The organism is Lunatibacter salilacus, assembly GCF_009797935.1.
Lineage (GTDB): Bacteria > Bacteroidota > Bacteroidia > Cytophagales > Cyclobacteriaceae > Lunatibacter > Lunatibacter salilacus.
In genome coordinates, this window is record NZ_VOLC01000007.1 from 197,147 (window position 1) to 218,526 (window position 21,380).

General features: G+C 43.0%; 20 protein-coding genes. 5 read left to right on the top strand and 15 right to left on the bottom strand.

Translation table 11 applies throughout. The annotated features are described in order from the left end of the window. Window positions 1–15 precede the first annotated feature (15 nt). From FQ608_RS11700 to FQ608_RS11710, 3 genes are read left to right on the top strand one after another with little or no spacing between them, the layout of a single operon-like run. Complete coding sequence (locus FQ608_RS11700) at window positions 16–2,760, top strand: DUF1553 domain-containing protein (protein ID WP_158858411.1); 2,745 nt, start codon at window positions 16–18, stop codon at window positions 2,758–2,760. A 1-nt stretch (window position 2,761) separates the two neighbouring features. Further along, window positions 2,762–4,258 carry a DUF1501 domain-containing protein gene (locus FQ608_RS11705; protein WP_158858412.1) on the top strand — a complete coding sequence of 499 codons (1,497 nt, stop codon included), beginning with the start codon at window positions 2,762–2,764 and terminating at the stop codon, window positions 4,256–4,258. Window positions 4,259–4,298: 40 nt separating this feature from the next. Then, complete coding sequence (locus FQ608_RS11710; protein WP_234364177.1) at window positions 4,299–5,249, top strand: sugar phosphate isomerase/epimerase family protein; 951 nt, start codon at window positions 4,299–4,301, stop codon at window positions 5,247–5,249. Window positions 5,250–5,280: 31 nt separating this feature from the next. On the opposite strand, the gene FQ608_RS11715 is transcribed toward FQ608_RS11710, so the two are convergent. Beyond that, on the bottom strand, window positions 5,281–5,631 hold the full coding sequence (locus FQ608_RS11715) for a Spx/MgsR family RNA polymerase-binding regulatory protein (RefSeq protein WP_158858413.1): 351 nt from the start codon (window positions 5,629–5,631) through the stop codon (window positions 5,281–5,283). Window positions 5,632–5,732: 101 nt separating this feature from the next. Between FQ608_RS11715 and FQ608_RS11720 the strand changes: the two genes are divergently transcribed. Beyond that, window positions 5,733–6,224: a DUF4168 domain-containing protein gene (locus FQ608_RS11720; protein WP_158858414.1), complete on the top strand. Its 492-nt coding sequence runs from the start codon at window positions 5,733–5,735 to the stop codon at window positions 6,222–6,224. 69 nt (window positions 6,225–6,293) lie between these two features. Here the strand turns inward: FQ608_RS11720 and hemL are convergent, their stop codons facing one another. The 10 genes from hemL to FQ608_RS11770 all read right to left on the bottom strand — a co-directional run bounded on the left by hemL (window position 6,294) and on the right by FQ608_RS11770 (window position 15,417). Next, complete coding sequence (gene hemL / locus FQ608_RS11725) at window positions 6,294–7,592, bottom strand: glutamate-1-semialdehyde 2,1-aminomutase (RefSeq protein WP_158858415.1); 1,299 nt, start codon at window positions 7,590–7,592, stop codon at window positions 6,294–6,296. 6 nt (window positions 7,593–7,598) lie between these two features. Further along, window positions 7,599–9,272: an ABC transporter substrate-binding protein gene (locus FQ608_RS11730; RefSeq protein ID WP_158858416.1), complete on the bottom strand. Its 1,674-nt coding sequence runs from the start codon at window positions 9,270–9,272 to the stop codon at window positions 7,599–7,601. A gap of 125 nt (window positions 9,273–9,397) precedes the next feature. Continuing rightward, window positions 9,398–10,927: a glutamine-hydrolyzing GMP synthase gene (gene guaA, locus FQ608_RS11735; protein ID WP_158858417.1), complete on the bottom strand. Its 1,530-nt coding sequence runs from the start codon at window positions 10,925–10,927 to the stop codon at window positions 9,398–9,400. Window positions 10,928–11,006: 79 nt separating this feature from the next. Continuing rightward, window positions 11,007–12,011 carry a ligase-associated DNA damage response exonuclease gene (locus tag FQ608_RS11740; protein WP_158858418.1) on the bottom strand — a complete coding sequence of 335 codons (1,005 nt, stop codon included), beginning with the start codon at window positions 12,009–12,011 and terminating at the stop codon, window positions 11,007–11,009. A 15-nt stretch (window positions 12,012–12,026) separates the two neighbouring features. Next, window positions 12,027–12,656: a flavin reductase family protein gene (locus FQ608_RS11745; RefSeq protein WP_158858419.1), complete on the bottom strand. Its 630-nt coding sequence runs from the start codon at window positions 12,654–12,656 to the stop codon at window positions 12,027–12,029. Beyond that, complete coding sequence (locus FQ608_RS11750; RefSeq protein ID WP_158858420.1) at window positions 12,653–13,096, bottom strand: hypothetical protein; 444 nt, start codon at window positions 13,094–13,096, stop codon at window positions 12,653–12,655. The genes FQ608_RS11745 and FQ608_RS11750 overlap by 4 nt, the downstream gene beginning before the upstream one ends. A gap of 87 nt (window positions 13,097–13,183) precedes the next feature. Then, window positions 13,184–13,447 (bottom strand): hypothetical protein, encoded by a 264-nt coding sequence (locus tag FQ608_RS11755; RefSeq protein WP_158858421.1) that lies wholly within the window; start codon window positions 13,445–13,447, stop codon window positions 13,184–13,186. Window positions 13,448–13,520: 73 nt separating this feature from the next. Beyond that, entirely contained in the window at window positions 13,521–14,201 is a 681-nt protein-coding gene (locus tag FQ608_RS11760; RefSeq protein ID WP_158858422.1) for an SDR family NAD(P)-dependent oxidoreductase, read from the bottom strand. A gap of 144 nt (window positions 14,202–14,345) precedes the next feature. After that, complete coding sequence (gene folE, locus FQ608_RS11765) at window positions 14,346–15,047, bottom strand: GTP cyclohydrolase I FolE (RefSeq protein WP_158858423.1); 702 nt, start codon at window positions 15,045–15,047, stop codon at window positions 14,346–14,348. Beyond that, on the bottom strand, window positions 15,001–15,417 hold the full coding sequence (locus FQ608_RS11770) for a 6-pyruvoyl trahydropterin synthase family protein (protein WP_158858424.1): 417 nt from the start codon (window positions 15,415–15,417) through the stop codon (window positions 15,001–15,003). The genes folE and FQ608_RS11770 overlap by 47 nt, the downstream gene beginning before the upstream one ends. Before the next feature lie 284 nt (window positions 15,418–15,701). On the opposite strand from FQ608_RS11770, the gene FQ608_RS11775 reads away from it, so the two are divergent. Further along, on the top strand, window positions 15,702–16,433 hold the full coding sequence (locus FQ608_RS11775; RefSeq protein ID WP_158858425.1) for a murein L,D-transpeptidase catalytic domain family protein: 732 nt from the start codon (window positions 15,702–15,704) through the stop codon (window positions 16,431–16,433). On the opposite strand, the gene FQ608_RS11780 is transcribed toward FQ608_RS11775, so the two are convergent. Genes FQ608_RS11780 through FQ608_RS11795 form a run of 4 tightly spaced genes read right to left on the bottom strand, consistent with a single transcriptional unit; the run spans window position 16,417 to window position 21,149 of the window. Then, complete coding sequence (locus tag FQ608_RS11780; protein ID WP_158858426.1) at window positions 16,417–18,105, bottom strand: L,D-transpeptidase family protein; 1,689 nt, start codon at window positions 18,103–18,105, stop codon at window positions 16,417–16,419. The genes FQ608_RS11775 and FQ608_RS11780 overlap by 17 nt on opposite strands. A 44-nt stretch (window positions 18,106–18,149) precedes the next feature. After that, complete coding sequence (kdsA, locus tag FQ608_RS11785) at window positions 18,150–19,001, bottom strand: 3-deoxy-8-phosphooctulonate synthase (protein ID WP_158858427.1); 852 nt, start codon at window positions 18,999–19,001, stop codon at window positions 18,150–18,152. Between the two features lie 44 nt (window positions 19,002–19,045). Then, a complete protein-coding gene (locus FQ608_RS11790) occupies window positions 19,046–19,606 on the bottom strand; it encodes a KdsC family phosphatase (protein WP_158858428.1) in 561 nt (186 codons plus the stop codon). A 1-nt stretch (window position 19,607) separates the two neighbouring features. Then, window positions 19,608–21,149: a GNAT family N-acetyltransferase gene (locus tag FQ608_RS11795; RefSeq protein ID WP_158858429.1), complete on the bottom strand. Its 1,542-nt coding sequence runs from the start codon at window positions 21,147–21,149 to the stop codon at window positions 19,608–19,610. Window positions 21,150–21,380 lie beyond the last annotated feature (231 nt).

A 21,380-nucleotide genomic window follows, 5' to 3' on the forward strand; every position in this document is an offset into this window, starting at 1 on the left:
TCAAATAAAAAGGTAATGCTCAAAAGATCCTTGATATATGGTGTTTCTGCTGTTGTCGTTCTAGTCGCTTTATATACTCAGTTCTATAGCCATCCAGCCGTAGATTTCAGTGCTGACGTAAAACCGATACTCAACAAACACTGCATCTCCTGCCATGGAGGTGTGAAGAAGAATGCAGGCTTCAGTCTGCTTTTTGAAGAAGAAGCATTTGCCTCCACAGAATCGGGCGTTCCAGCGATCATTCCGGGCGATGTAAAATCCAGCGACTTTATCCAACGCCTGCATGAGAAAGACCCGGAGCTTAGAATGCCATATAACAAGCCTGCGCTGAGTAAGGAAGAAATTGATATACTTACAAGGTGGGTACAGCAAGGTGCCCCGTGGGGAAAGCATTGGGCCTATCTACCCATTGAGAAAACCGAAGTACCTAAACCTACCTTATGGGCAAGTCCCACCAAAAATTCGGAAACCAATTTTTTTCGCAACGAGATCGACTACTTTGTCTCTGACAAACTCAAAAAGCAAGAGCTAGCCCCCTCCCCGGAGGCGGAGCAAATGACACTATTAAGACGTCTCTCCTTGGATGTGACTGGTCTTCCGCCAAGTAGAGAGTTGGCAGATCAGTGGAAAAAAGGTCAGATTCCATACGAAAACCTGATAGATCAGCTTCTGTCCGAGGAAACATTCGGTGAAAAATGGGCCTCTTGGTGGCTGGATTTAGCCAGGTATTCGGACACCAAGGGATACGAAAGAGATGTAAGCCGGGAAATTTGGGCTTACAGGGATTGGGTGATCAGGTCACTGAATAACAACATGCCCTTTGATCAGTTTACCATCGAGCAACTGGCGGGGGATTTATTGCCAAACCCCACGTTGGACCAATTGACAGCTACCGCATTCCACCGCAACACGATGAACAATGACGAAGGCGGTACAGAAGACGAAGAGTTTCGGGTAGCCGCCGTCATGGACCGTATCAATACGACTTTTGAGGTCTGGCAAAGTACTACAATTGCCTGTGTGCAATGTCACAGCCATCCTTACGATCCTTTTCAGCACGAAGATTATTTCCAGTTGATGGCTTTTTTTAACAATACCCGGGATGAGGACACTCATGCGGAGGAGCCAAAGCTAAAGTTTTATAAGGAGGAGGACAATGAAACTATTACAGATATTAAAGCATGGGTAGGGACACACGGGAGTAAAGAAGCAGCCAGGGACGCAGAAAACTTCTTGTTGTATCAGGAACCTAAATACCATGCCCATGACTGTGAAGATTTTGTGAATGGCGAACTGATCGACACGAAATGGTTGGGACTTTGGGATGATGGATCCTGCTATCTCCGAGATGTTTACACAGGCGGGTCAAGCCAGATGTATCTGAACTATTGGACTGGTAACGAAGGCAGTAAGATGACCATCCGCCTTGGCGGTCCAGAAGGAGACGTCCTCAGTCAATTTATCCTACCGAAAACAAATGGTAGGATAATCCACAAAGTACCTTTCAAACCCGTGGATGGAATGGTTGATCTATACCTGCACATGGAAAACAAAAGTCTTGGCAAGCAGCAATCAACTAGTACGATCAATTGGTTTGCATTTGTGGATCCGCTCCCCGGAAAGGAAGAAAACGATTATAAGGATATCGATCAGGCATTTTCGAAGTTGTTAAATACTTCTACCCCGACTGTCCCGATTATGATTGAAAACCCTGATTATATGCGGAGAGAAACGAAGGTGTTTGAAAGGGGGAATTGGCTTATGCTGGGCGAATCTGTGAAAACGAATGTTCCGCAGCAATTGAATACCTGGAAGGAAGAATGGCCGGAGAACAGGTTGGGTTTGGCAAATTGGCTAACTGACCCATCTAATCCCCTAACCGCCCGCACTATTGTAAACCGGGTGTGGGCACAGCTCTTCGGGAGAGGGTTGGTAGCAACCCTAGAAGACATGGGTACCCAATCCGAAGAACCAAGCCATAGGGAACTGATAGATTGGCTGGCTTGGAGACTGATTCATGAGCACGAATGGCAACTTAAGGGGCTGATTAAAGATATTGTCCTTTCGGGGACCTATCGCCAAAGCTCAATTAGCTCTCCTGAACTACATGAAAAAGATCCCCAAAACAAATGGTACGCTCGAGGGCCTAGATTTAGGATGAGTGCGGAGCAAATAAGAGACCAGTCCTTGGCAGTTTCCGGGCTTCTTAGCTCCCGCATGTATGGGAAAGGCGTGATGCCTCCACAGCCAGACAATGTTTGGCAAACCGTATATAACGGGGAAAGTTGGACCCCAAGTACAGGGGAAGACAGGTATCGCAGGGCGGTTTATACCTTTCTAAAAAGGACGAGTCCTTACCCTTCTTTTATATCCTTTGACGGAGGCAGCAGGGAAGTATGCACCATTAACCGAACTGTCACCAACACTCCCTTGCAGGCACTAGTAACTTTAAATGACCCAGTATACCTCGAAGCTGCTTTCCATTTCGCAACTGCCATGAAAGATGCATACCCAAATGATCCCCTGAAAGCGATCGCATATGGGTATGAAAAAGCCTTATACATTCCTATTCCACCAGCTAAATTGGAAGCCCTCAAAGAGCTTTTTCAATATGCAGAAGAGGGATTCAAATCCAACAGCGACGATATGGATGATTTCCTCAGTTTTTCTGAGGACACGGAAAAAAGTCCAGCATTGGCCGCTTTGACGGTAGTGGCCAACGCCATCCTAAATTTAGATGAGTTTTTAACCAAGTCTTGACATGAATGATATAGCCAAATTATTTCTGGAGAAACAACAACGTGAAGTTCAGGCCAAGACAAGGAGACACTTCATGAAGGAATGTGCGGGAGGACTCGGCGGTCTTGCTTTGGGATCCATGTTTTGGTCCTGTAACGGATCAGCGCCAAAGTCATTGAATTTATCCGAAAGGGATTTAAACCCCCTGTCTCCATTATCGCCACACTTCAGTCCCAAGATACAATCCGTAATCTATTTGCACATGGCGGGGTCTCCCTCCCAATTGGAGATGTTTGACTATAAGCCGGAGCTGGAAAAACTGCATAATCAAGCCTGCCCTCCATCTTTACTCCAAGGAAGGAAGTTCGCTTTTATTCGTGGAACTCCAAACCTGCTGGGTCCACAGGCTAAATTTGAGCAAGTAGGGGAATCGGGTGCCTGGATTTCTGATTTCTTGCCAAATTTCAAAAAAGTAGCCGATGATGTGGCCTTTTTAAAAGCCGTCCATACCGATCAATTTAACCACGGTCCCGCTCAGCTTTTTATGCAGACGGGAAGCCCAAGACTTGGAAGGCCTAGCTTGGGTTCTTGGGTAACTTATGGGCTGGGTTCCGAAAACCAAAACTTACCTGGATTTGTGGTGTTGACTTCAGGAGGCAAGACCCCGGATGCTGGCAAGTCCGTTTGGGGCAGCGGATTTCTACCCTCAGTCTACCAAGGGGTGCAATGCCGCTCCAAAGGCGATCCGGTGCTCTACTTGGAAGACCCAAAAGGAATGAGCAGGGATCTAAAAAAGAAAACCATCGACATCATTAACAAGATCAATCAGGAAGAGTTCAATGCGTATGCAGATCCGGAAATCCTTGCCCGGATCAACCAATACGAAATGGCGTACCGGATGCAGATTGAGGTGCCCGAGGTCATGGATATTCGGGAAGAACCTTCATACATCCATGATTTATACGGAACGCAGCCCGGGGAGGAATCATTTGCCAACAATTGCCTGCTTGCGCGAAAACTGGTTGAAAAAGGAGTCCGATTTGTCCAATTGTACGATTGGGGATGGGATGCACACGGTACCGACAAGAGCACAGCCGTTGACTTGGGCATGAAAGACAAATGTACTGAGATTGATAAACCCATGACAGCCCTATTGCTTGACCTGAAGCAGAGAGGACTCTTGGATAGCACGCTCGTTGTCTGGGGCGGAGAGTTTGGCCGTACTCCGATGCAAGAAAACAGGGAGGGGAAAACACAAAGCTTCAAAGGCCGCGACCATCACGTGGATACCTTCACCATGTGGATGGCAGGAGGCGGAATCCGCAAGGGTGTAACCCACGGTGTAACCGACGAGATAGGGTTTTCCGGTATTGAAGGTAGGGTTTCCGTACACGACATACACGCTACCATCTTACATTTGATGGGATTTGATCATGAACAGTTCACATTTGATTTCCAAGGACGTCCATTTCGGCTTACGGACGTGGAAGGTGAATTGATACGTCCCATACTTGCTTAATCTAACCCATTATATTCTTTTATAGCTTACCTTTACCAACATGAATCCAATAAATAGAAGATCATTTTTACAGTATAGTGCTTCCACATTGGCAGCTATGGCCCTATCTCCTACCCTGAGCTTTGGCCAAAATCCAGCCCGTAAATTCAAGGTAAGCCTAAACCCAGGGGCCATTGGAGTAACTAGTACGCAAAAGGAATTAATCGGACACGCTGTCAGGCATAATTTTGAGGCCATCTCCCCAATGCCTGACCAGCTTGGTAAAATGACATCCGGCGAGCTTTCTGAATTTCTGGGAAAAATGAAGGATCATAAGCTAAGTTGGGATTCCGCTAGTCTTCCAGTAGACTTTCGAAAAGACCAGGCTACCTTTGAAGAAGGTTTGTCTGCTTTACCCAAAATAGCCCAAATCTGCCAAAAATCCGGGATTACCCGTATGAATACTTGGATCATGCCCTCGCATGATGAATTGACCTATCACCAAAACTTCAAGCAACATCAGACCCGGTTAAGACAGGCGGCCCAAATTTTAAAAGATTATGATATCCGGTTTGGATTTGAGTATGTGGGCACGAAAAAGTTGAAAATTTCTAATCGTTATCCCTTTGTAGGAACGATGAAAGAAATGCTCGAACTTATAGATGCTGTAGATGTGCCTGGAGTTGGTATTCAATTGGATGCCTATCATTGGTACACTTCCACTGAAACAGTCGCGGACTTGGAGGCATTAAAAAACGAGCAGATAATTACCTGCGATCTTAACGATGCTACTGCAGGGCGATCCATAGCCGAGCAAATTGATGGAGAAAGACAACTGCCTGGAGACAGTGGTTTAATCGATCTAAAAGGATTTATGGGTGCGCTGATCAAAATCGGTTATGATGGAGCGGTAAGGGCCGAACCCTTCAATGCCAAGCTAAATGCAATGGAAAATGAAGAAGCCTTGAAAGCGACTTCCAAGGCTATGTGGAAAACAGTTAACTTGGTATAATAATTCAACCAAGTTAACTTGCTCATGTGTCCTATTTTTTGGCCAAGATAGCTTCTTCATTCAAGCCCGCATGAATATTCCCGTCCTTAAACACTATAATTGGACGTTTTATCATACTGCTTTTTTCCTGTAAGATTGGAATTGCAGAATCTACATTCAAAGTGGCGGCCTTTTCATTATCCGACAGCTTCTTATAGGTAGTGCCTTTTCGGTTAACCAACTCATCCAAGCTGATTTTTTTGAGAAACCCTTGTAACAAATCCGCAGTGGGAGCCTGCTTTTTATAATCAACAAATTCATAATCCATACCTTCCTTTTCAAATAGTTGAAAGGTTTTTTTCATCGTATTGCAGTTCTTTATTCCGTATACTTTAACAGCCATAACACTTCTTTAACTTATATTAACACGTTTAAATCTAATTTTTGGAATAATATTTGAGAAATAACCTATTCAATCAAAGTCGAATCTAAATAACTCGCAAGATGTCTAATTCAAATTTATTAAAAGTATTGTCATTTTCCATACTATTTTCGCTGAGTTTTGCGGTTTCAGGTATTGCACAGCAATTGCCTACCGAACAGCCACAGGTCAATGAAAATTTTACCGATGCAGATTATGAGCAATTTGTAGCCATAAACATGGATCTAATCCCACTTCAGCAAGATGCTGACGAGAAAATGATGACGGCCATTAGTGATAATGGACTTGAAATAGAGCGTTTTCAGCAATTATTTCAGGCCCAGCAACAGGGAAACATCACGGATGCATCAGACGACCCACAGGAAATCGCAAAGTTTAATGAAGCAGGTCAACAGATCATGAAAGTGCAAGAAGAAGCCAATCAAGAGATTCAGAAAAAAATAACTGATAGCGGTATGGAGGTTCAGAAATTTCAGGAAATGTCTATGGCGTATCAGCAAAGCCCGAAAGTAAAACAGAAAATTGACGAAATGATTCAGGGTGTGGAAGAATAAAACTTCCCAGATTTGATTTGTCTAAATCCAGTCTTAAAATTAAAAGGGGAAATTTTCCCCTTTTAATTTTTATCCTTTAACGGCCGCTTTAAGTGCTCTCTCATTGGCTGAGAGAAATTGATCAATATGGGTATCTTTCAACGCAGTAGAAAGGAATAAGCTTTCATATTGGGAGGGTGCTAAATAAATACCGCTCTTAAGCATTTCTTGGAAGTATTTCCCAAAAGCTACAGTATCCGAGGTTTTTGCAGATTCAAAGTCGGTCACTTTTTGTTCTGTGAAAAACAAACTGTACATGCTTCCTACATGATTAACTGTAAAAGGCAACCCAAGAGTAGTAAGGCTATCTTTTATACCATTTACAATCTTCGACCCAGTGTGTTCCAAGGTTTTATATACGTCAGGAGTCTCGTGCAGGTGATTTAGGATAGCCAAACCTGCAGCCATGGCAATGGGATTTCCAGATAACGTACCCGCTTGGTATACTGGACCCTCCGGAGACACATAATCCATAATTTCTTTCCTGCCTCCATAAGCACCGACAGGCATACCTCCGCCGATGATTTTACCCAAGGTAGTCATGTCCGGTTTTACACCCAGATACTGTTGGGCTCCCCCAGTTGCAAGTCGGAATCCCGTCATCACCTCATCGAAGATCAGCACAATTCCTTCCTTATCACATAATTGCCTCAGGCCTTCCAAAAATCCAGGTTCCGGAAGTACGCATCCCATATTGCCTGCGACAGGTTCGAGAATGATTGCGGCAACCTCGCCCTTGTTAGCTTCAACGACCTTCTTTACAGCTTCCAGATCATTAAAAGGTGCCAGCAGGGTGTCTTTAGCTGTTCCTTTGGTAACTCCCGGAGAATCCGGATGCCCCATGGTGATGGCTCCAGAACCTGCGGCAATAAGAAAAGAATCCCCATGTCCATGGTAGTGTCCTTCAAATTTGATGAATTTATCCTTTCCGGTATACCCCCTAGCCACTCGAATGGCTGACATCGTCGCCTCGGTCCCGGAGTTTACCATTCGGACTTTTTCTACAGAGGGAACCATTTGGGTGATGAGTTCTGCCATTTCTACTTCCCTAGCTGTTGGTGCGCCAAAGGAAGTTCCATTTTCCATGGCTTTTATAACCGCTTCACGTATTAAAGGATGGTTGTGACCTAGAATCATAGGACCCCAGCTATTGATTAATTCAATATACTCATTGCCATCTTCATCATAAATATAAGCTCCGTCGGCCCGCTTGATAAAGATAGGGTTTCCTCCTACCGCTTTGAATGCTCTTACCGGGGAATTTACGCCTCCCGGGATGAAATTTCTTGCTTTTGCAAATAGTGATCTACTTCTTGATGTTTCGCTCATGCTATACTATTCAATGACGATTGCCCCCTCTTCCAATCGTAATATGGGAACAAAATTATTATATGATGCTTCGGAAAAATCAAAGCCAAATGTCAAAACTCCATCCATATAATTACTCTTCTGGAGGTTACCTTTGAAGTCAAATCCCTTTTCCGTGTTGGCCACACTTAAAACCCAATGGATAAGTTCATACCCTAAATAAGAATTAAGACCGGGAAAGGTTTTAAAATATTCAAAATAGGATCCTCTAAAATTCTCCACAGAAGGTGAGGATAGGTTGGGCGTATTATTACTTATAAAATGAAAATCCTGGGCCTCCATCATTTCATAACTGGCAAAATTGAAGTAAAGCCAACTGTCCATCACGATAATGGGGACACTTGAACTTAAAGATTCAACCAGAGAAAATGTTGGGGAAGCTATGTTAGGATCATCGGAGAATATTACGACTATATCTGCTTTAGAACTACTGTTGCCATTGGAAAGGCCAACCTGGTCAAAAAAGGACCGCATATCTTTGGAGGCAACTTTCTGGCTTTTGACGATGGTTATTCCTTCGATTCGAGAAAAAGTCTCGAAGTTTTTCGCCAACAACTCATCCCGGGTTGTCCCTGAATAGGCCAAGGCGACGCGTTTACCTTGAAAACGCTTTAAATAATTGACAGCACTTCTTGCCAACGAAATGGTGGAAGGACGAAACAGGAATGCCTCTTCCATTGATGTCAGACTTTCATTGATATTTGAAAGCGGGTTAACAAAAGGAATCTTGCGCTCGCTGGCAAAAGTAGCAACTACTTCAATTTCTTCGGGATAGATAGGTCCTACAATTACGTCTGCTTTAGAAAAAAAAGGGTCATTAAAAATTTTTTCAATTTCTTCTGGTTTTCTTTCTGTATCGAACGTCCTAAGATCCACCTTTACTCCGTTTCTTTTCGCTTCATTTACCGCATGTAGAATCCCACGGTACAGTTCGAATACAAAATTTGAAGCGGGAAGACTATTAACACCAGTCCCTCCAACGTAATTAAATGGAAGTATTAATGCAATGTCGAGGGTTTGATTTTGTTCCTTTGGCTCGAAAACTTTTTCGTTTTCTCCTTCTATATTTGGTGGTGTCACAAGCTTAATCCGTTCGTACACCCTACTTTCTGTGGATGAAAGTGAGGGCTGAGCAGCAAGCTTTTCTCTAAGGGCTAGCACTAAACCGTAATTCTCTTCAAACAGATCCAAATGTACCATCAGCACACTGGTTGGCACGAATTTCATGAAAGAGTAGGTGGCTTTGTAAGCCTCCATTTTTAGCGACTCGCTTTCTATCCGTCCGACAGCAGTCAGGGCTTCATTAAATTTATTTTGTCCGAAATCAATCAAGGCTAATAAAAAGCTTGCCTTTTCTTTCTGATCTTTAGTCCCTCTATCAATAAGAGGTTGCAAGGTGGTTTTGGCTAATTCCGGCTGTGCATTGTTCATCGCTGCCCTTCCGAAGTGATATCTAGCATATCCCGCCAAATCTCCAAATAGTTGATCGTCCATATACGGACGCAGTAGATCCATGGCCACTTTATACTCTTCTCTTTCTATTAATTGAATTGCCTGCTTATAATTCTCTGCTCCCTCTTGGGAAAATCCCCACTGGGGTATAGAAAGCAAAAACAACAAAAGGATTGCAATGGTCTTCATTAAGTTGGAAGTTGATTCAAAGGATTATATCAATTATTATACCTTTTAGGATATCGTGGACGAAAATAGTGGATTTTGATTCAAGTTAAGACTGAAATCCCCAATATCTTCACACGTCCAAAAACTTATTCCCATTCTATGGTGGCGGGTGGCTTAGAGCTAATGTCATATACCACTCGATTTACGCCTTTTACCCTGTTGATGATATCGTTGGAAATTTTTCCCAAAAACTCATAGGGAAGATGTACCCAGTCTGCGGTCATTCCATCTACCGAAGACACGGCTCGCAATGCTACCACTTGTTCATAGGTACGCTCATCTCCCATCACCCCTACCGATTGTATTGGAAGCAAAATTGCTCCTGCCTGCCAAACTATATCGTATAGATTGGCTTCTTTAAGTCCATTTATAAATATCGAATCGACCTCTTGTAGAATATGAACTTTCTCAGGGGTAATATCCCCCAGAATCCGGATGGCCAGCCCCGGTCCCGGAAAAGGATGTCGTCCGACTATGTTTTCTGGAATATCCAAAGCCCTGCCTACTTCTCTTACGCCATCTTTAAATAGGGTTTTTAAAGGCTCTACCACTTTCAAATTCATAAAATCCGGTAGACCACCTACGTTGTGATGTGATTTGATGGTAGCAGATGGACCGTTTACAGATACTGACTCGATCACGTCCGGATAGATTGTCCCCTGCCCTAGCCATTTTACACCTTCCAATTTATGTGCCTCTTCATCAAACACTTCAATAAACGTTCTCCCAATTGCCTTACGCTTTCCCTCTGGATCCGATATCCCTTTTAGGGCATCGTAAAATTTCTGCTTGGCATCTACGCCAATAACATTTAGCCCCAATCCCTTGTAGGATTCCAAAACTTCCTCAAATTCATTCTTTCGCAGCAGTCCATTATCTACAAATACACAAATAAGGTTCTCTCCAACAGCCCTATCAATCAGTGTCGCTGCTACCGAAGAATCTACTCCTCCGGATAAGCCCATCACGACTCTATCTTTGCCAATCGTCTGTATCAATTCTTCAACCGTAGCATCTATGAAAACATCGGATGTCCATTCCTGATTGCAGTCACAGATTTGCACCACAAAATTCCTTAAGAGGTTTTTCCCCTCAGTTGAGTGGGTTACCTCCGGGTGAAACTGAATCCCATAGGTATGCTCTCCTTCAACTTTGAAAGCAGCCACCCGGACGGAGGAAGTGCTTGCAATGATGTCAAAACCTTCCGGCAACTCCTTGATCGTATCGCCGTGAGACATCCAAACCTGTGATCCGTGGGTCATTTCAACAAAAAGACTGGAGTGGGTGTCAAGATGGCTCAAATTAGCACGTCCGTATTCTCTAATTTCTGAGGGAGCTACATTTCCCCCGTATTTCTGAGCTAACAATTGAGCACCGTAGCAGACACCTAGGATAGGAAGCTTCCCCCGTAGACTATCCAAGTCCAAATCAGGAGAACCTTCATCCCTTACCGAACAAGGACTTCCGGATAAAATGATTCCTTTGATATCATCAGTGAGAGTTGGGATTTTATTAAAAGGGTGAATTTCACAATATACATTTAGCTCCCTTACCCTTCGGGCAATCAGTTGGGTATATTGGGAACCAAAATCTAGGATCAAAATCTGTTCTGCCATGCGCAAAGTTAATCAGCCCTCCTTAATTCCCGAAATAAAACAGGTTTTTTATCCCAAAACAAAAGCTGTTCAAGGTTGGTCAATCGTCCAACGCGTCAGCTGTCTCTCCCACAAATAGTGTATCAAGTACCTTGGCATTGAATCCTTTGTCAGACAGATACCTGGCAAATGTATGGCTAAAGCCATGGGTCAATAGAATATCTTCTGCCCCTGTAGCTGCGATTGCTTCATTGAGCCCATTCCAATCCGCATGATCAGATAACACAAATCCAGCATCCATCGCCCTTCTCCTTCTCGCTCCCCGGATATTCATCCAACCTGAGCAGGCCGCCGTTCTGTATGGAGATAGTTTCTTGAGCCAAGGGGTACCCGCTGCCGAGGGCGGCGCTAAAACCAAGGCGGTCCCATATTGCTGTTTGGGAATTACTTCGGCTACTTTTTCGGCCTGGGGTAGGGAGATTCCATTTTCTATTAATGCCCTGTTGCTGTTCCATATCGCTCCGTGGAGATAAACAGGCCCATTTTCCAAGTTGAGATACTTCAATATGCGCTGTGCTTTCCCCAAGGAATAGGCATAAATCACCGAACAACGTCCCTGAGATGCATTGTCCTTCCACCATTGGTTAATGGCTTTAAACACCACTTCCTGTGGTTCCCAATGATAAATCGGAAGACCAAATGTGCATTCAGAAATAAACTGATGGCATCTGACAGGTTCAAATGGGGTTGACACCCCATCTGCTTCTGTCTTATAATCCCCACTTACCACACTTACCTCACCTTTATACTCCATCCGAACCTGTGCTGATCCAGGAATATGCCCTGCCGGATGGAGTGAAACTTTCACCCCGTTCCTTATGATGGATTTACCATAAGCCATTGTCTCCAAGGAGATGGATTCGCCCAGTCGGTATTTTAATATTTTTGCGGAATCTTCATGGGCGAGGTAATGGTGCATTCCCCACCGGGCATGGTCAGCGTGGGCATGGGTTATTATTGCCATGTCTACTTCACGCCAAGGGTCAATATAAAAATTTCCCTGTGGACAATACAGTCCATTTTCCCTTAATTCTAAAAGTGCCATAGTAGAGATCTGCTTTTAAATTTCCTTCAGCGGTTTGTTCGCCTGCGCATAACTCAGTCTTGCGAGCTTTCGGCCTACATGGTATTCATCCAAACCAGACACAGTCACCGTGCCAAGTTTCTCTAAACTGATAAACCCATCTTCTCCGAGTGCCTCTTCCTCCACAAAGACATGTGCGATTTCTCCAATGACCATAACTGTGCCATTAATTTGAAGGGTTTGGACTTCCGCAAGGGTACACCCTATCTTCAAAGGACTGGCTTTGACATAAGGCGCCCAAAATCCCTCTAAATATTCTTCATCCAATCCGGTTGCCTGAAACTCTGACTCCTCCCATCTAGCACTCGTGTGGTGGGCCTCCCTGTAAAATGCTTCGGTCACATGGTTCAGGGTAAAAAAGCCATTGTCCAGAATATTTTCCAGTGTGTGTCGCTCCACGGTGTGTGGTCTAAAAAGAACCCCTATCAAAGGGGGGCTTGCCCCTATATGAAAAACTTGCGAAAATGGAGCTAGGTTAGTTTTTCCGGAAGTACTTTTTGTGCCGATTAAATTCAGGCTTTTATAGCCTGTAAGGCTATTAACGAAGTCTCTACGAAAGGATTTATCAGCAGATAAAATGGCTTTCTTGTCGAAATGCTTTATCATATTGAAATCGCCTCTTCAATTGAGCTACAATATTTTATGTCCAATTTGTCAATTATATTATCTGGATTATTTTTCATGATTTGCTCTTTCGCAATCATTACCATTTTTTCAAACCACTTCTCCTCGGGAAGGATTTTGCGATGCTTGCTGACTCCATAGCGCAACATTTCTTTTTTCCAAACCAAGAAATACCATTCCATACTCGGTTGATGAAAAGCACGCAAAGCCCTTTTGTCAAAAATAAATTTTTCAAAATTTCCAGGTTTGATTATCTCGGAAATCTTGTCAAAAGTCTGTTTGAAATCTTCAATGGGAACGTAGTCAGTCAACAATTCACAGATAACAATGCCTTCATCATCATTTACAAAAATTTTCGCATACCTTTCCTCAAATAACAAGTCAAAGTTTTCCAAAGCAGACTTATTTAGGGTTTCTTTCATCGGGAATAAATTATTTGGTATCAAGAGGAGAATGAGGTAAAATCAAATACGATTTAGTAATGATGCCTCACCATTAAACAACGGAATTCAATGAAATGTGTTTTTGCGTTGCGTTTTATTATGCTCAACCTCTTGTTTGAAATGGTCCATGTCTTGTTCAATCCTGATCGCATAATCAATTGTAGTTTTCATAAGTTCCTGTTGAGCAGCAATTTGTTCCTTTAAACGCGCCAATTCCTTATTTAATTCACTTAATTTGTCCTCATAGGCTTTTCTAAGCTTCTCTTTTTCCAATTGCGCATTTTTCAATTCGGCCTTAAAAATCAAATATGCTTCAGGTGGAGTTCTCATGCTATTTCTACTTAATTCACAGGGGAAAATACCCATTTCAACAACTCATATTTTAACTTTTCACGGTTTTTTTTTAACGGATCACCGACATTCCACCATCAACGTGGAGAACCTGGCCAGTTATCCATGATGACTTATCTGACAACAGATAAAGTGCAGCCTCGGCTATATCCTTAGCGTCCCCATACCTACCTAGAGGGTGTCTCTTCTTTGCCCCCTCCTTCTTGTCTTCGGTGGACAGCAATGAGGAGGCTAATGGTGTATCGGTCAGGGACGGTGCAACAGCATTTACTCGAATCTGCAAAGGTGCCCATTCCGCCGCAAGAGAGCGGGTCAATGATTCTACAGCTCCCTTCGCTCCTGCTATTGACGAATGGAAAACCAGACCCGTTTGGGCCGCCACCGTACTAAATAGAACCACAGATGCACCTTTCGAATTCTTCAACGACTTAAAACAATCCTGCAGGACCCGCACAGCACCCAGAAAATTAATATCCAGATCCTGCTGAAAATCTTCTACTGACAGACGATGAAAGGGCTTTAACGTAATACTCCCCGGGCAATACACTACCCCATGAATCTTCTCGGGTAATTCATATAGTGAATCTCCGCCTTTAGTTGCATCAAACCGGTTGGCATCCGTCCTACTTTTAGAATAAACAAACGTATTTGCTCCAAGTTTCTCCAAGGCTTCGAGAATTTCTTTACCAATGCCACTACTCCCTCCTATAATTACTATATTTTTATCTTCCATATTTACCATTTTCTATAATGTATAATTGAAAAGTGGACAAATTGTTTTGCCTTTGTTATTACAGAAAAAACCGAAGTTGACTTCGGTTTTTTCTGTAATATTGCCTACGTAGAAGAAATTAAAAACTATCTTATTATTTAACGACTATTTTTTTAAAGTCAGATACTTCATAAACTCGTTGCGGGACTGCTCGTCTTTTTCAAACTTACCACTGTAAAATGAAGTCACTGTACTGCTATTCACATCGCCTACCCCTCTGGAGGACACACACATGTGGTTTGCATCAATAATTACAGCAACATCTTCTGTTCCCAGAATTTCTTTCAGTTCGTTCCCTATTTGCATCGTCAACCTTTCTTGAACCTGTGGCCTTTTGGCGAAATACTGTACGATTCTGTTTATTTTAGAGAGTCCGATGACGCTGCCGTTGGAAATATATGCAACGTGCGCTTTTCCGTAAATAGGCACAAAATGATGCTCACAATGAGAGAAAAATGTTATGTCTTTCTCCACCAACATCTCATTATATTTGTATTTATTATCGAAAAGCTTCGCATCAGGTTTATTTTTAGGATCAAGACCTGAAAAGACCTCGTTAATGAACATTTTAGCCACCCGTTTTGGTGTCCCCTTAAGGCTATCATCTGTCAAATCCAATCCTAAAACGTACATGATCTCCCTGAAATGTTTCTCAATAAGCTCTATTTTGAGCTCATCATCCATCTCAAAAGCATCTTCCCGCAGGGGTGTTTCGTGTGACGTACCTACATGAGAATCTCCAATCTCATCGATTGCTTCACTATAGGTCATTCCCGTCGTATTCAACAAAGTTTCTTTCTGTTTCATATAATCGTACAATTAACTCGTATGTTTTATCAATTTGGTTTCTCAAAATATTCCAAATAACCACAGCAATGTTTTCCGCTGTTGGGTTGAGGCTTTTAAATTCATGGGTATCTAAGTTTAAATTCTTATGGTCAAATTTCTTGATGATATGTTCTTGGATTAAATCTTTCAACAACTTCATGTCATAAACATAGCCTGTTTCCGGATCTATAGATCCACGCAACTTTACCACCAAGTCATAATTGTGCCCATGAAAGTTAGGATTATTGCATTTACCGAAAACCAACTTGTTTTTTTCTTCCGACCAATTAGGGTTGTGAAGCCTGTGGGCGGCATTAAAATGTTCTTTTCGATACACGGTTACTTTCATATGGATACAAACTTGAATAAAATAACTTTGTTTAATATTTTGTTAAAATAATTAAACATTTTTCACAATCCCTTCAGTTCCAGCAAAATTACATATCCTGACCACCGGGAATTACTAAAACGTCTATTTTAAAGCAGGTAACATCCGGGAATGGGTTTTGGGTTCAAACCAATCTACATAAATAATTGGCGATATTTTTAATTCCATGCAATTATTTACAACACATTTTGTTATCTTACTCAGAGATCGTTAAAAAACTTTAGCCATTTGATATAAGTAACACAATGAAAAGAATTTGGTGTATTATAATTTTATCCCTTTTTGGACCCCTATTATCCCCAAAAATTCACAGTAGTTCCGAAGAAAGGTTTTCCAACGCCTCCATCTTACCCAAATATGCGGAAGACATCAATTACCTTACCGAATTAATATTCGATGAGTTTGATGAATCAAAGCCATCTCCTCAAAAAAGCATGCTTGAAAAAGCATTAACCGGTTATTTCAATCTAATAGAACAAGGAGCCATTGCCACTGGACGACCACTCACTATTATTGATTTTTCCATGCCATCTACGGATGACCGCCTTTGGGTGATTGATATGGAGAAAATGAAAATACACTTTCAATCTCTTGTGGCCCATGGGAGGAATTCGGGTGAAAATTTGGCCAAAAACTTTTCGAATCAACATTCCAGTTATATGAGTAGCGTGGGCTTTTACCTGACCGGCGAAACCTATCAGGGAAACCACGGGTATAGCCTGCGACTGGATGGATTGGAAAAAGGCTTTAACGATCAGGCCAGATCCCGAGCTATTGTCATACATGGTGCGGATTATGTGGACGAAAAATTCATTTCTACGACAGGACGGCTGGGAAGAAGTTTAGGCTGTCCGGCATTGCCCATGGATACTCATGAAGAAATCATTAACGTGATCAAAGAAAAAAGCCCTCTCTTTATCTATGCGGAAGTTCCTGAGTATTTAGCTAAATCTCCCTTACTTAAACCCCTCGGATAAGAGGTATGGACGTAGAAAGTGCTTTGTACAGTTCCTCATCCCGTTCGTAGATATCATGCCTGAACATCGGAATACCTCTTGAATCTGTCCAAAAAGTCAAATACAGTATTACAACAGGAATTTTTCTTTTAAGCATGACAGTCTGTTCTTTGCGGCTATACATAGCCGCTAAAATGCGGTCATCTGACCACAACGGTTGATCCGCCAATAGTAGCTTGGCTAATTCAAGTGGTTTCTGAATACGAATACACCCTGAACTAAGAGCCCGGTCGTCCCGTGCGAATAACTCCCTGGATGGCGTATCGTGTATGTAAACATTATATGAATTTGGAAACATAAACTTTACCCACCCAAGCGAATTTGATGGTCCGGGGTCCTGTCTTACCATGTAGGGGAAATTGTTTGCCGTAATTCTACTCCAATCCACCGATTTTGGATCCACCTGCTGCCCGCTATACGTCAATAGCCGCATATTTTTGCTCGCCAGGTATCCTACATTTCGCTTTATAGCAGGGATGACATCATTGCGGAGGATAGTTGGCGGGACAGTCCATGTAGGACTAAAAACCAGATAAGTCATAGGGGCATTGAATATTGGAGTTTTTCGATAAGCCTGGCCCACTATGGCATTGCTGTGAAGCAGGGTGTCTTTTCCTCTAAGGTAGTCCATGGAGTAATTGGCAATATTGACCAAGATCACCTCCGATAATACCGTGTCGGGCAACCATCTCAACCGCTCCATATTTACTGTAGCTTGAAGTATAAAATCTCTAGGAGATTTATTTAACGCACGAATGGTGGCATTCCCAATCACTCCATCAGGATTTAAACCGTGTTTTTCCTGAAAAACCTGTACCCGTCTCAAAAGAGCTGAATCATACGTCTCTGGGGATACCGTTGAATCCATAAAACTACTCTCCCAAAAATCCAACCTTTCCCTAATTTTTGGTATGGCGGCATTGGATTCAAGTGGTTTGATGGATTTCGCCACTGCCAGTTTTTGCCAGTTTCTTGGCATTTGTTTCTCATTTTGAAATAGATCCATCAAACTTCGCCTCATCCGGCTATACATTGGAAAACTAGGATAAAGAGCTGCAACTCCATTTCTAACACGGCCTGATTCGATAGCTATTTTAAGTTTGGTAAGAACTTCTTTTCTGGGTTCCTTCCGTTGTATTTCCCATCCATATACACTATGACTGGGGTCAACTTTCCCCTGATAGATATGAGTGGCCAATTCTAAAAAAGCATCCGTCAGCAATACATCCATTATGGCCAATTCTATAGCGGTTAGTGGTTCTCGAAGGCCACGGCTCGCATTCTCCATAGCTTCAAAATGGATGTTAATCGCGTCCAAATGATAGTCTTCTGGGTCTAAGCCATCGAATTTACACTGTTGGATCTCATAGCGCATTTCATATGCGGTACAGGAAAGTTTATCCCCATCTATCCAGGCTTCCCTGAATCCCCTCTCGGCATAAAAATCCAATCCTTCCCTAAAATGAAAGGCGCGATGGGCACCGACATCCCAATTTCCAACACCACCATGTACTTCAAAAAGATTTCTGATTTCGAATGCGATGTGGTGTTGGTCTATTGTTTGCTGCGCAGGTGCATTGGAGCAGATTAACACTAATAAAACACTACATATCCATCCGCTAACTCTTTCCATTTCGGACAATGTAACAAAAATGTGGATCAATGCAGAAGTTTTTTCTAATTTTCTAATGTGTAGTCTTCATAAGCATGGCCAATCTCCCAGCATGATTTAATCATTTTTAAAAAAGATTCCAACCGATTGAGTGGAATCAAGTTGGGGCCGTCACTTAAGGCCTTAGAAGGGTCTGGGTGGGTCTCGATAAAAAATCCATCCACACCCGCAGCCGCGGCCGCACGGGCAAGGAAAGGAGCAAATTCTCGCTGGCCGCCACTGCTTCCCCCCATACCTCCGGGTTGCTGCACGCTGTGCGTCACATCAAAAACGACAGGAGCAAATTGTCTCATGATGGGAAGTGCACGCATATCTACAACCAGGTTATGGTAACCTAAGGAAAAGCCCCGCTCAGTCAGACAAACTTGCTGGTTGCCTGTTTCGCGAACTTTGTCCACTGCATACCGCATGTCTTCGGGTGCCATAAATTGTCCCCTCTTGATTTTAACTGCCTTTCCTGTCTCCGCGGCGGCGATAAGCAGATCTGTCTGCCGGCATAAAAAGGCGGGGATTTGTAACACATCCACCACGGCAGCTACTTCAGCCGCTTGGTAACTCTCATGAATGTCAGTCAACAAGGGGACCTTCAAGCGATTGCCAACTTCTTGTAACACCTGAAGTGCTTTTTCCCTCCCCACACTCCGAAAAGAACCGGAAGATGTCCTGTTTGCTTTATCAAATGATGCCTTAAACACATAATGAAATCCATAAGCCTCTGCCAGCGATTTTGCCTTTTCCCCTACCTCCAAGCAGATATCCAAACTTTCCACTGCGCAGGGTCCTGCAAAAAGAACTGGGATATCTCCTCCCAAAGAGATCCCTTCGCGGATATTCATCTGATTCCTATTTTTTTTCATTTCTATTAGTGTTAACGGAATTCTATATCCTCGCGGTTGCTAGATCAACCTTCATACTGGCGATTTATCAATTTTGCAACTATCCCCTGAAGTGCCCCCTTAGTCGCCAATATTGTATCAGCAACTTCTCTAAAAGCACCTTCTCCGCCCCTTAAAGAGCAGATAAAATCTACTTGATCTTTAACATAGGGCAATGCATCCATAGGTGCTGCTGAAAAACCTACTTTTGAAAGAATCTCCAAATCGATCAGGTCATCGCCCAAATAGGCACACTGATCTGGAGTAAACCCCAAATCTGAAAGGATTTCCCGAACTTTGGCATATTTGTCACGGACGCCGTGATAATGAAAATCAAGCCCCATTTGTTGACACCGGTTTTTGACCACAGCTACATCTCTTCCAGAAATCACCCCTGTTTGAATACCAGCAGCTTGCAAAAACGCAATAATCTGTCCGTCTTTTACCTGGAACTGTTTGTATTCCATCCCCTTATCGTCCAGAATGATTCCGCCGTTTGTCAGTACCCCGTCTACATCAGTAATCAGCACGCGAATATTTTGGATTTTCTTTACCAGCTCAGGTAAAAGAGTTTGCGGGGTGTACATATTAACGTTTTTTCTTCCATTGGATTGAATACAGATCCAGCCGGCGCTGCTCAAGGTTCCTTACACTTCCCGCTTTCCTTAATTTGGTAAGCAGATCCAAGTCCACATCCGCGACAATGGTCGTTTCGGTATTTAAGGAAGCTTCTGCCACCGTAGCATCGTGTGGAAAGGAAAAATCTGAAGGGGAATAAATAGCAGCTTGAGAATGCTGAATATCCATGTTTTCCACTTTCGGAAGGTTACCTACAGAACCAGTAATGGCCACGTAGCACTCGTTTTCTATGGCCCTAGCTTTTGCGCAGGTACTTACCCTAAGGTAGGCATTTTTCGTATCGGTCCAAAAAGGGACAAAGAGGATATCCATTTCCATTTCAGCAAGGATTCTTCCCAACTCCGGAAATTCAACATCATAGCAAATAAGTATTCCAATTCTCCCGGCATCCGTATCGAACACTTTTAATCCATTGCCACCTTGAAGTCCCCAGTAGGCCTGTTCATCCGGTGTAATATGCAGCTTATATTGCTTGTCCATGGTACCGTCCCTTCTGCAGAGGTAGCTGACATTCCGCAATTTTTTCCCATCGTATTCAGGCATGCTTCCCGCGATGATGTTCACGTTGTAGGAAAGTGCCAATTCCCTCATCCTACCTATGATCTCCTCGGTGAAATCAGCCAGGTTTCTTATTGCTTCGGACGCTTCCATGTTGTTGAATTCAGACAACAACGGCGCATTAAAAAATTCCGGGAAAAGGCAAAAGTCTGATTTGTAGTTGGATATGGTATCCACAAAAAACTCCACCTGCTGCATCAAATCATCCACATTGGCAAAACGCCTCATCTTCCACTGAACCAACCCAAGACGCACACTGGTCTTTTTGTTACCAATCAGCTTTTCTTCCTTTTCGTAATAGATATTTATCCATTCGAGCAATGTCGCATAAGCCCGGGAATCTAGATCCTCAGGAAGGTATTTGGTAATGACTTTTCTTACGTGAAATTCATTGGCCAGCTGAAAGGACAATACGGGATCAAAAATCTCTTTGTTTTTCACCAATTCAATGTATTTCCGGGGAGTCATCTGTTCGGCATATTTGTTGAAGCCCGGGATTCTCCCTCCCGCAATGATGGATCGTAGGTTTAGATTTTCGCAAAGTTCCTTCCGCGCATCATACAACCTTCTGCCGAGCCTTAGGCCCCGATATTCCTTGTCAACAAATACGTCAGTTCCATATAGTGTATCCCCATCCTCGTCGTGGGTGTCAAATTTCCCATATCCGGTGATCTGATCATACGTATGGGTGTCTCCAAATTTGGAATAGTCAACGATAAGGCTCATCGCTACTGCTATCACCTTTCCGTTGTCCTCAATACAGATTTGGCCTTCTGGAAAAGCTTTAACTTGATTAAGGAATTCTTCCTTAGTCCAAGCCATGCCCTGATTTTTATAAATACTGACCATGATTTCCCGAATGCCTTCATAGTCAGAAGGTTTGATATTTCTAAGCTTAAGTCGATGTTCTAACTCTTCTTTTTTGTTACTCATGCCACAAAAGTACTAAATTAAATGGGTATAATCCCCGTAAGAAAATATGTAAACGAAGCCCCGACCTTATATTTAATATTATCAAACCAAAAAGGCAATAGTCGTATCGAGTCCGCAATTGCGTACCTTAACGGTGTACAAGCAAAAAAGGAATGTCTGCACCCTACCCACAAAATGTGGTGACCTCGGCAATTTCACATTGAATATTTACTCCCAGTCAACAGGTACAAC

Bases quoted from the DNA above. Each gene is read 5' to 3' on its own strand.
- FQ608_RS11700 (WP_158858411.1), top strand. From the start codon at position 16: ATGCTCAAAAGATCCTTGATATATGGTGTTTCTGCTGTTGTCGTTCTA.
- FQ608_RS11705 (WP_158858412.1), top strand. From the start codon at position 2,762: ATGAATGATATAGCCAAATTATTTCTGGAGAAACAACAACGTGAAGTT.
- FQ608_RS11710 (WP_234364177.1), top strand. From the start codon at position 4,299: ATGAATCCAATAAATAGAAGATCATTTTTACAGTATAGTGCTTCCACA.
- FQ608_RS11715 (WP_158858413.1), bottom strand. From the start codon at position 5,631: ATGGCTGTTAAAGTATACGGAATAAAGAACTGCAATACGATGAAAAAA.
- FQ608_RS11720 (WP_158858414.1), top strand. From the start codon at position 5,733: ATGTCTAATTCAAATTTATTAAAAGTATTGTCATTTTCCATACTATTT.
- hemL (WP_158858415.1), bottom strand. From the start codon at position 7,592: ATGAGCGAAACATCAAGAAGTAGATCACTATTTGCAAAAGCAAGAAAT.
- FQ608_RS11730 (WP_158858416.1), bottom strand. From the start codon at position 9,272: ATGAAGACCATTGCAATCCTTTTGTTGTTTTTGCTTTCTATACCCCAG.
- guaA (WP_158858417.1), bottom strand. From the start codon at position 10,927: ATGGCAGAACAGATTTTGATCCTAGATTTTGGTTCCCAATATACCCAA.
- FQ608_RS11740 (WP_158858418.1), bottom strand. From the start codon at position 12,011: ATGGCACTTTTAGAATTAAGGGAAAATGGACTGTATTGTCCACAGGGA.
- FQ608_RS11745 (WP_158858419.1), bottom strand. From the start codon at position 12,656: ATGATAAAGCATTTCGACAAGAAAGCCATTTTATCTGCTGATAAATCC.
- FQ608_RS11750 (WP_158858420.1), bottom strand. From the start codon at position 13,096: ATGAAAGAAACCCTAAATAAGTCTGCTTTGGAAAACTTTGACTTGTTA.
- FQ608_RS11755 (WP_158858421.1), bottom strand. From the start codon at position 13,447: ATGAGAACTCCACCTGAAGCATATTTGATTTTTAAGGCCGAATTGAAA.
- FQ608_RS11760 (WP_158858422.1), bottom strand. From the start codon at position 14,201: ATGGAAGATAAAAATATAGTAATTATAGGAGGGAGTAGTGGCATTGGT.
- folE (WP_158858423.1), bottom strand. From the start codon at position 15,047: ATGAAACAGAAAGAAACTTTGTTGAATACGACGGGAATGACCTATAGT.
- FQ608_RS11770 (WP_158858424.1), bottom strand. From the start codon at position 15,417: ATGAAAGTAACCGTGTATCGAAAAGAACATTTTAATGCCGCCCACAGG.
- FQ608_RS11775 (WP_158858425.1), top strand. From the start codon at position 15,702: ATGAAAAGAATTTGGTGTATTATAATTTTATCCCTTTTTGGACCCCTA.
- FQ608_RS11780 (WP_158858426.1), bottom strand. From the start codon at position 18,105: ATGGAAAGAGTTAGCGGATGGATATGTAGTGTTTTATTAGTGTTAATC.
- kdsA (WP_158858427.1), bottom strand. From the start codon at position 19,001: ATGAAAAAAAATAGGAATCAGATGAATATCCGCGAAGGGATCTCTTTG.
- FQ608_RS11790 (WP_158858428.1), bottom strand. From the start codon at position 19,606: ATGTACACCCCGCAAACTCTTTTACCTGAGCTGGTAAAGAAAATCCAA.
- FQ608_RS11795 (WP_158858429.1), bottom strand. From the start codon at position 21,149: ATGAGTAACAAAAAAGAAGAGTTAGAACATCGACTTAAGCTTAGAAAT.